The following is a 9,235-nucleotide window of genomic DNA, read 5'->3' as shown; positions in this document are numbered from 1 at the left end:
GGCTCTCTTGAATTTCACAGAGGGCAGAGTGAGAAGCGAACTTCTCGGCCGCCAGCGGCGCGCCGCCCTCGTTGGTGGGGCGTATATAGTCGGGGGTTACTCGAACCGTCAACACCGATTTCGAACTTTTTTGAATTTTTTGCGACAAATTTTTCGACGGCTATGTTTCGCCAGCCAACCGCACCTGCGGCACGCCCGCAGCCACCCGCACCAAGCCCTATTGCCGCCGCATTGCGGTCGGACACCGGACATACAAGCAAGGCGCCCGCGTACGCGTGAGAGCCTCGACCGCAGACGACAGGAGCCGCGTTTCTAAGAGACGTGTGATTGGGGATATCGGCCCCGGCTTGCCGCTTCGTTTGACTTCACTGGCTGCGACAGGCAAATGTCATGGCCGCAACGAACAACGACAAGCCGTTTCGCCCGGGGAAGAAGCAGCCTTTCTGGATGCCAGACACGGAAGATGTCATAGCCGAACTCGGCAACGAGCCGCCGCTGATCGCGGACGGCCGCAGCGGTCCGCCTGACCGCCGCGAGGTTTCGGCACGTTGGCTTTCGGGCACGTTCCTGACCGGGGTGACCTCGAGCGTGCTGATGGGCGTGGCCTTGTTCGCAGCCCTTGACGGTCGCCAGCAGCTGGCGACGCCGCCTGAAATCGCCGAGCTCATCAACCTCGCCAGCGGCGGCGACGATTCCGGCGAGCAGGCCAAGACGACCAGGCTGGTCGCGCCGCGCCAGATCGCCAGGGCCAAGGACCGCCGGCGCATGGAAGTATCGATGGTCACCAAGGTCGGCGACCGCGACGTTATCCACACCATGCCGTTCGTGCAGATCAAGATGGCGCTTGCGGCGGGTCACACCACCAGCCGTCCCTACCCGCCATTCGACCCGATGCAGGTCTTCGGCGACGACGGCGACGACAACGCTCAGCCGGCTTCCGCCACGGCGGTCGCCGGCCAGATCTATGGCGCCAAGGTCGAAAGCGAGATGAGCCTGAAGACGGTCGACTTCCCGATCGAGACGGCATCCTTCGACGAAAAGAGCGACCTCTCCGCCGATGAGGTGGAAAAGGTGGTGCGCGAAGCCGGCAACGGCCTGAGCGACGGCGCCGTTCAGGTTGCGGCGCTTCATTATGTCGACCCGCAGCGCTTCGGCGACGCCTTCGCCGAGAGCATGGCGGGTTCCTACGACGTCAAGATCACGCCGGAGAACGTCTCGGTGGCGCCGCGCGCCACGCCGGACGACCAGACGCCGGCCTTCGCCGAGGAAATCATCCCTTTCACCGAGGACACTGATATCACTGAGGCCTTCGCTGATTCGGGCTACACCGGCGATGACGCCACCGGCATGTCGGAAGCGATCGGCAAGCTCTTGAACGCGACGGCGCTCAAGGCCGGAACGGTGCTGCGCGTCGGTCTGGAGGTGCGCGGCGACGTCGCCAAGGTAGTCCGCACCAGCGTTTACGACCGCACCACGCATATCGTGACCATCGCGCTCGACGATCGCGGACAGTTTGTGCCGGCGCAGGAGCCGGAGCCTAGTCCCGAATTGCTGACGGCGTTCGACGATTCGCAGCCGGTGGTGGTGCGCGGCAACCTGCCCAACGTCTATGACGGCATCTATCGAGCCGCCTATTCTTATGGCATGTCGAAATCGATGACCCAGAAGCTGATCAAGCTTCTTGCCTCGGACGTCGACTTCCAGTCGCGGCTTTCGCCGTCGGACCGTCTCGAGGTCCTGTTCTCGCAGCCCGACGGCGACGACCAGACCTCCGACAATTCGGAGCTTCTCTACGTCTCAGCCACCTTCGGCGGCCAGACGCGCAATTTCTATCGCTTCCAGATGCAGGACGGCGGCACCGACTATTTCGACGAGAACGGGTCGAGCGCCGAGCAATTCCTGCTGCGCAATCCGCTGCCCGCCGGCAAGTTCCGCTCCGGTTTCGGCGCTCGCCGGCACCCGATTCTGGGATATGTGCGCATGCACACCGGCGTCGATTGGGCCGCGCCCATCGGCACGCCGATCATCGCCGCCGGCAACGGTGTTGTCGAAAAGGTCGGCTGGGCCGGTGGCTACGGCAAGCAGATCATCATCCGCCACGCCAATGGCTACGAGACCTCCTACAATCACCAGAGCGCTTTCGCCAAAGGGATCGAGCCGGGCGTGCGCGTGCGTCAGGGCCAGGTCATCGGCTATCTCGGCCAAACCGGCCTCGCCACCGGCCCGCACCTCCACTACGAGCTGATCGTCAACGGCACCAAGGTCGACCCGATGCGCGTCCGCCTGCCGGTCGGCAAGGTGCTGAAGGGCGACGATCTCGTCGCCTTCAAGCGCGAGCGCGAGCGCATCGACGACCTGCTCAAGCAGGAAGACGGAAATTCGCTGAAGGTTGCCAGCGCCAAGACCGATTCGCAGCTTCCCAACTAATCCGGCGAATCGCCCGTCTGCCGCGGCCAGGGCAGCGCCTGTCCGGGCACGGTGAACCAGGCGATGATCGACGATAGCAGGCAAAGCAGCGTCGTGACGGCGGCAACAGCGGCAAAGGCCGAATCGCTTGCCGCAATCCTCAACGCGTCGAGATTGGCCGCGAGCCCGGACGCCGGCGGTTCGCCGAAACCGGGCATGCCGGCGGGGCTGCCGGTCGATCGCGCATAGACGAAAGCCGCGAGCGAGCCCATCGCCGCCACCGCGATCAGGCCGCCGATGCGCGAGACGGCATTGTTGATGCCGGATGCCGCGCCCGTGTCCTTGTCCTCGACGGAGGTCATGATCGCCGTCGACAGCGGCGACACGACGAGCGCCATGCCGAGCCCCATCACCGCCATCAGCGGAAAGGTCCCGGTCCAGAAATTGTGGATCCCGGCATGGGCGAGCAGGGCCATGCCGGCAAAGGCGATGGCGACGACCAAGCTGCCGGCGGCGATCGGCAGGCGCGGGCCGATCTTGTCGGACCACTGGCCGACCGGCCCCGACAGCAGCGCGATCAATGCCGACAGCGGCAGGAAGATGAAGCCGACCTCGGCCGAACTCAGTCCCCAGCCCGCGATCAGAACCATGGGCAGGTAGAACAGGTTCGCCGACAGCGCGAAATAGAGGAAGAAGGTCGCGAGATTGGCGCCGGCGAAGGCCCCGATGCGAAACAGGCCGAGATCGATCATCGGCTCGCGCTGCCAGCGCTCATAGAGAATGAAAATGAAAAGCAGGACGACGCCGGCGACGATCGCCGGCCCGGCCATTATCCCGCCGCCCTCGGCGTTCATCGCCGTCAGCCCATAGGCCAGCGCCCCGAAGGCGAGCGTGGCGAGCGCGGCGCCCCCGAGGTCGAGGCTGCGCTTTTCGGTCGGCTGGTCCGCCGGTATCTTGGCGAGCAGCAGATAGATCGAAACCAGTCCGAGCGGCAGGTTGACGGCAAAGATCGCGCGCCAGACGCCGTTGCCGAAAGTCGACAGCACGAACCCGCCGAGCACCGGCCCGAGCGCCGTCGTCATCGCCGAGGCCGCGGCCCAGATGCCGATCGCCCGGCCGCGCTCCTTTTTCGGATAGGCCTTGGCGATGATGGCGAGGCTGCCCGGAACCATAATGGCGGCGCCAATGCCCTGGATGGCGCGGAACGCGATCAGCACCGCCGGATTGGGCGCCAGGGCGCAGGCGAGCGATGCTGCGATGAAGAGCGCTATGCCGGTCACGAATGCGCGCCTTAGGCCGAATCGGTCGCCGGCGGCACCACCGGCCAGAATCAGCGCCGAAAGCGTCAGCGCATAGGCGTTGGAGATCCATTGCGCTTCCGCCAGGCTGGCGCCGAGATCGACGCGCAAGGCCGGCATGGCGATTGCCAGGATCGAACCGTCTATGAAGCCGAGCGCCGAGGCCAGGATTGCCGCGACCAGTACGAACTTGCGCTGCGTCTGCGGGCAAAAGGTGTCGTTCGCGCGCGTCGCGGTCGAAAGCGAATCGGCTGTGGCTTCACTCGAGGAAGGCATGAAAACCTGCTTAGCTCTCCGGCGTATCGGTAACAACGAGCCAGAAGATTGCAGTTCTGAAACCAGTTTGGTCTGACGGCATGGCCAGGAAGGTAGCCATCGTAAATGCAAACGAGCCGTCGCGTGCTAGGTTCCCGCCGGTCATTCCAGAAGGGGGAGAGCCAGCCTATGCCTCATCACCCGCTGCTCAGCGCGGGTTCATCCTGGTGATGCAGCGGATCTATGCAACCGCCCTGCGCGGCTCATTGCTGCGCAAAATCATCGATTGATGACCCGCCGACGAACTCGACGGTCACGCCCGGCGACACCAGCTTGGCGAGCTCTCGCGCATCCCAGTTGGTCAGGCGCACGCAGCCGTGGCTTTCGGTCTTGCCGATCTTGGAAGGATCGGGCGTGCCGTGGATGCCGTAGGTCGGCTTGTCCAGTGCGATCCAGACCGAGCCGACCGGACCGTTCGGCCCCGGCGGGATGGTCAGGATCTTGTCGTTCTGGCCCTGCTTGAAATTGATGCTGGGATTATAGGTGTAATTGGGATCGAGCGCGATGCGCGACACGGTGTGGATGCCGGTGGGCGACGGCGTGTCGGCCGAACCGATGGTGGCCGGATAGGCCGCGACCAGCTTGCCGCCCGCGTCATAAGCGAAAACCTCCTTCTTGTCCTTGTCGGCGACGATGCGGGCAACCGGCGTCGACACCAACTGGCCGAAATTGGCGACCTTGACGATGGTCCCGGGACGGTTGAAGTCGAGGCCTTTGTTGATCGACTTCAGATAGCCTTCGTCCATGTGGAAGCGCTCGGCGAGCGCCTCGGTGACCGAGGTGTAACCCATGCGGTCGAGCTTGGCCTTCTGGCTGTAATCTTCCGGGATCGAGGCGACATAGGGTCCGGCCACGTCCTCGGGCGTGATCGTGTAGGAGGCGAAGGCGTCGCCCCCCGACTGGGCGAGCGCCGCCTTGATGGCGGCCGAGTCGGTCGATTTCAGATTGCTGCCGGTGATCTGGTTGTAGGCGGCCAGGGCCTTGTCGACATTCGAGCCGAAGCGGCCGTCGATGACTCCCGGCGAGGCGCCGGCGCGGTCGAGCAGCACTTGGAGTTCGGCCACGTCCTGGCGCACGCCGAGCGAAAGCGACGGATCGACGGTGGCCTTGCCGCCCGTGTCCGGCGGCAGCGCGGCCTGGGTCTCCGGATTGACTTGCAGCACGTCCCCCTGCCCAGGGTGCGGTTCGATCGATGCTTCGTTCAGCGGCTCGCGCTTGATGGTGTCGGACTTTGGCGCCTCCGGATAGGTTGTGGTATACCCTTCGTCGTTCGGCGCCGGCGGATAGGCCTCGACGGAATTGCCGCTGTTGGAATCGTAGTCGTCGACCGGCGGCGGGATATACCGGCCGTTCTCGTCCAGCTGCCTGCGGCGGAAGCGGGCCATGTCGTCGGGATCGTCAAGATAATAGCGGTCGTCGTCCTCGACGGGCGCACGCCCGAGTTCCTGCATCCGCAGCTGACGGCGCAGCGCCCGGCGATCGAGCCTGGTCTGCGGCGGCTGGATGGCAATAACCTTTCCGGTATCGGCATCGACAAGCACCCGGTTGCCCCTGGCATCGTAGTAGATGTCGATATTGCCGTCCTGGGCGAGCAGGAGCGCGCCGTGCTGAGCGGGCCGAACCGTCTTCTGCGCGCCTTCCAGACTCGGCGCTGCGAGCGCGCCGGAAGCCGCCAGCCCGGCCGCGAGTGCCGAAAGGGAAAAGATCGTGCGCAGCATGTGGGTCAGGCTCTCCGGTCGGCTCGGTCTTGCTGGGCGAACCCTTCGCCAGCAAACCAGTTACCAAAACTAAGGCTCCAATATGAACCGGGCATGAAGATGGCGGATTTCCGGCGTTCCCAACCGAATGTCAGTGCAGCCCCAATTCGCTGCGCGCCAGTTTCGTCAGCTTCAGCACGACCAGGCGGTGGCTTTCGCGCAGGTAGTCCTTCAGCGCGGCATCATCCACGCTTTGGCTTGTCTGGCGCTGGATCCATTTCATGCCGCGCGACGCGAAATAGGGCGCGGGCCGACAGCCCGGCTGTTCCTTCAGCACGTCAAAGGCCATGTCGGAGCATTTGAAGGTAACGAAGACCTCGCCCTCCCGGTCGTGGCCGCCGATCGCGAACACCTTGCCGCCGACCTTCCAGACGTGAGCCCCGCCCCACTGCACGACGTGGGTCGTGGCGGGCAGCGTGGCGCAGAAGCCGTTATAGTCCTCGAGCTTCATTGGAATCGGCCCTCCGGGACCCGCAATCAAGCCCGGTTCTGCAGCAGGGCGCTGTGGAAAAGCAAGAGCGCGCCGCCCCTGCCGGATGCGACGCGCTCCTCGTATCCTTGTTTGCGCAATTCGGACGGAAAACCGCCAAGCGCTTTTCCTGGAATGGCTCCGGTCACATGCCCCGGCTCGACTCAGGCGGCGGCTTCAGCCGCCACCACCGTCGGCCTCGAACGGAAGTTCAGGCGATCGGAACCGGCGGTGACCTTGACGGTCGAGCCGTCGAGGATTTCGCCGAGCAGGATCTTCTCCGCCAGCGGATCCTGCAGTTCCTTCTGCATCACCCGCTTCAGCGGCCTGGCGCCATAGGCCGGATCGTAGCCCTTGCCGGCCAGCCACTCGATCGCATCGTGATCGAGCGACAGCGTGATCTTGCGATCGACAAGCAGGTTCTCCAGCCGCTTGAGCTGAATCTCGACGATGCGATCCATATCCTGGCGGCGCAGCCGGTGGAACAGGATCACCTCGTCGACGCGGTTGAGGAATTCCGGACGGAACGAGGCTCTCACCACGCCCATCACCTCGTCGCGCACGGCATCGACGTCCTGGTCATCGCGGAGATTGACCAGATATTCGGCGCCGAGATTGGAGGTCATGATGATCAGCGTGTTGCGGAAGTCGACCGTGCGGCCCTGACCATCGGTCAACCGGCCGTCGTCGAGCACCTGGAGCAGCACGTTGAACACGTCCGGATGCGCCTTCTCGATCTCGTCGAACAGCACGACCTGGTAGGGCCGGCGCCGCACCGCTTCGGTGAGCGCGCCGCCCTCCTCATAGCCGACATAGCCGGGAGGCGCGCCGATCAGCCGGGCGACCGAGTGCTTCTCCATGAACTCCGACATGTCGATGCGCACCATGGCGCTCTCGTCGTCGAACAGGAAGGCGGCGAGCGCCTTGGTGAGCTCCGTCTTGCCGACGCCGGTCGGACCCAGGAACATGAACGAGCCGATCGGCCGGTTCGGATCCTGCAGACCCGCACGGGCGCGCCGCACGGCCTTGGAGACCGCCTGCACCGCCTCGCCCTGGCCGACGACGCGCTTGCCGATCTCGTCCTCCATACGCAGCAGCTTCTCGCGCTGTCCCTCAAGCATCTTGTCGACCGGAATGCCGGTCCAGCGTGACACGACATGGGCGACGTGGTCAGGCGTGACCACCTCTTCCACCATGCCGGCCTTACCGTCCTGGGCTTCGGCTTCCTTGAGCTTCTTCTCCAGCTCCGGGATCTTGCCGTAGGCAAGCTCGCCGGCGCGCTGGAACTCGCCCTTGCGCTGGGCAATCGCCAGCTCGTTGCGCATCTCGTCGAGCTGCTTCTTCAGGTCGGCAGCAAGGCCGAGCTTGTGCTTTTCGGCCTGCCACTTGGCGGTCAGCTCGGTCGACTGCTCCTCGAGGTCGGCCAGATCCTTCTCCAGCTTGGTCAGCCGGTCCTTCGAGGCGTCATCCTTCTCGACCTTCAGCGCCTCGCGTTCGATCTTGAGCTGCATGATGCGGCGGTCGATCTCATCCAGCGCCTCGGGCTTGGAATCGACCTGCATCCTCAACCGCGATGCGGCTTCGTCCACCAGGTCGATCGCCTTGTCCGGCAGGAAACGGTCGGCGATGTAGCGGTTGGAAAGCGTCGCGGCCGAAACCAGCGCCGAATCGGAGATGCGCACCTTGTGGTGCTGCTCGTATTTCTCCTTCAGGCCGCGCAGGATCGAGACAGTGTCCTCGACCGTCGGCTCGTCGACGAAAACGGGCTGGAAGCGGCGGGCGAGCGCCGCGTCCTTCTCGACATGCTTGCGGTATTCGTCGAGCGTGGTCGCACCGACGCAGTGCAGCTCGCCGCGCGCCAGTGCAGGCTTCAAAAGGTTCGAGGCGTCCATCGCGCCATCGGCCTTGCCGGCACCGACCAGTGTGTGCATCTCGTCGATGAACAGAATGATGCCGCCTGCGGCGGAAGTGACTTCCGACAGCACGGCCTTCAGCCGCTCCTCGAACTCGCCGCGATACTTGGCGCCGGCAATCAGCGCGCCCATGTCGAGCGCCATCAGCCGCTTGTCCTTCAGCGATTCCGGCACGTCGCCATTGACGATGCGCAGCGCCAGGCCTTCGGCGATCGCCGTCTTGCCGACGCCGGGCTCGCCGATCAGCACGGGATTGTTCTTGGTGCGGCGCGACAGCACCTGGATGGTGCGGCGGATCTCGTCGTCGCGGCCGATGACCGGGTCGAGCTTGCCCGCCCGCGCATCCGCGGTCAGGTCGCGGGCGTATTTCTTCAGCGCGTCGTAGCCCTGCTCGGCACTGGCCGAATCGGCGGTGCGGCCCTTGCGGACATCGTTGATAACCTGGTTCAGCGCCTGCGCGGTGACACCGGCCTTGGCCAGGATGTCGGCGGTCTTCGCCGACTTCTCCATGGCGAGCGCCTGCAGCAGCCGCTCCACGGTGACGAAGCTGTCGCCGGCCTTCTTGGCCAGTTCCTCTGCGGTCGAAAACACCTTGGCAAGCGGCTGGGCGAGATAGAGCTGGCCGTTGCCGCCTTCGACCTTGGGCATAGCCTCCAACGCCGCCTCGACGCCGAGCTTCACGTCGCGAATGCTGCCGCCGGCGCGCTCGATCAGAGACGCGGCAAGGCCCTCGTCATCGTCGACGAGCACCTTGAGCATATGTTCGGGAGTGAATTGCTGGTGGTTGCGCGAGAGCGCCATGGTCTGCGCGGACTGGATGAAACCGCGCACGCGCTCGGAATATTTCTCCGTATTCATGTATGTCTCCTTCCATCACCGGCCCGCTTTGCGGCACCGGATCAGATTGCGGTGACGGACCCGCTCATTCGAGCCGAGTCCTGTTCAGCCGAGATATGGTGTATTAGCTCAGGTCTCTCAAGACGCCCTGATCTCGGTCAGCGCAGAATATTCTAGGGCCTGGTCGCCCGAAGCGCGCAGCGGTTTTGGGCGAATATTAGGCATTAAAACAAGGGCTTA

At 64.6% G+C, this 9,235-nt stretch carries 5 protein-coding genes; 1 reads left to right on the top strand and 4 read right to left on the bottom strand.

Annotation, left to right across the window (positions count from 1 at the left end; translation table 11 throughout):
* Window positions 1–447 precede the first annotated feature (447 nt).
* The gene (locus tag CK215_RS29240; RefSeq protein ID WP_095832989.1) at window positions 448–2,427 is read left to right on the top strand and encodes a M23 family metallopeptidase; all 1,980 of its coding nucleotides are present in this window, start codon (window positions 448–450) and stop codon (window positions 2,425–2,427) included.
* Here the strand turns inward: CK215_RS29240 and CK215_RS29235 are convergent.
* The 4 genes from CK215_RS29235 to clpB all read right to left on the bottom strand — a co-directional run bounded on the left by CK215_RS29235 (window position 2,424) and on the right by clpB (window position 9,016).
* Window positions 2,424–3,980, bottom strand: a complete 1,557-nt coding sequence (locus tag CK215_RS29235; protein WP_095832986.1) for an MFS transporter — start codon at window positions 3,978–3,980, stop codon at window positions 2,424–2,426. The two genes, CK215_RS29240 and CK215_RS29235, sit on opposite strands and share 4 nt — an antisense overlap.
* A gap of 242 nt (window positions 3,981–4,222) precedes the next feature.
* Window positions 4,223–5,737: a L,D-transpeptidase family protein gene (locus tag CK215_RS29230; RefSeq protein ID WP_095832985.1), complete on the bottom strand. Its 1,515-nt coding sequence runs from the start codon at window positions 5,735–5,737 to the stop codon at window positions 4,223–4,225.
* A 130-nt stretch (window positions 5,738–5,867) separates the two neighbouring features.
* Entirely contained in the window at window positions 5,868–6,227 is a 360-nt protein-coding gene (locus tag CK215_RS29225) for an MmcQ/YjbR family DNA-binding protein (RefSeq protein WP_095832984.1), read from the bottom strand.
* Window positions 6,228–6,409: 182 nt separating this feature from the next.
* Window positions 6,410–9,016, bottom strand: coding sequence for an ATP-dependent chaperone ClpB (gene clpB, locus CK215_RS29220; RefSeq protein WP_095832983.1), 2,607 nt, complete (start codon window positions 9,014–9,016; stop codon window positions 6,410–6,412).
* Between the last annotated feature and the right edge of the window lie 219 nt (window positions 9,017–9,235).

Source organism: Mesorhizobium sp. WSM3864 (assembly GCF_002294955.1).
In the GTDB taxonomy this organism is placed as follows: Bacteria; Pseudomonadota; Alphaproteobacteria; order Rhizobiales; family Rhizobiaceae; genus Mesorhizobium.
The sequence above is the reverse complement of the archived record's forward strand: the minus strand, read 5'-3'. Positions and strand labels throughout refer to the sequence as shown.

Coding starts and splice junctions, on each gene's coding strand:
- CK215_RS29240 (WP_095832989.1), top strand. CDS start 448: ATGCCAGACACGGAAGATGTCATAGCCGAACTCGGCAACGAGCCGCCG.
- CK215_RS29235 (WP_095832986.1), bottom strand. CDS start 3,980: ATGCCTTCCTCGAGTGAAGCCACAGCCGATTCGCTTTCGACCGCGACG.
- CK215_RS29230 (WP_095832985.1), bottom strand. CDS start 5,737: ATGCTGCGCACGATCTTTTCCCTTTCGGCACTCGCGGCCGGGCTGGCG.
- CK215_RS29225 (WP_095832984.1), bottom strand. CDS start 6,227: ATGAAGCTCGAGGACTATAACGGCTTCTGCGCCACGCTGCCCGCCACG.
- clpB (WP_095832983.1), bottom strand. CDS start 9,016: ATGAATACGGAGAAATATTCCGAGCGCGTGCGCGGTTTCATCCAGTCC.